Origin of the sequence: Streptomyces sp. URMC 126, from assembly GCF_051386555.1 — a bacterium.
GTDB lineage: Bacteria > Actinomycetota > Actinomycetes > Streptomycetales > Streptomycetaceae > Streptomyces.
This window is the reverse complement of sequence record NZ_JBPQTX010000801.1, coordinates 1-280: the sequence shown is the minus strand read 5'-3', so window position 1 is coordinate 280 and position 280 is coordinate 1. Positions and strand designations below refer to the sequence as shown.

1 pseudogene is annotated in these 280 nt (G+C 71.8%); it reads left to right on the top strand.

The annotated features are described in order from the left end of the window. Positions 1-280, top strand: a pseudogene (locus ACSNOK_RS33980) (endonuclease/exonuclease/phosphatase family protein); the annotation flags it as partial.

The window sequence follows — 280 nt, the reverse complement described above, 5'->3', positions numbered from 1 at the left end:
CTCCGTACACCATCGGCTCCAACACCTGGGGCGGCGCCACGGTCCGCATGGCGACCTGGGTGCGGTTCGAGGACCGGCGCGACGGGCGGCGGTTCACGCTCCTCAACACGCATCTGGACCACCGCAGCGCCACCGCGCGGATCAACGCGACACGACTGATAGTCGAGCGGCTCGGCGGGCCGGACCGCTCGCTGCCGGTGGTGGTCACCGGCGACTTCAATGTGCCCGCGCACCGCGACCCGGTGTACGACACGCTGCTGGCCGCCGGCCTCGTGGACTC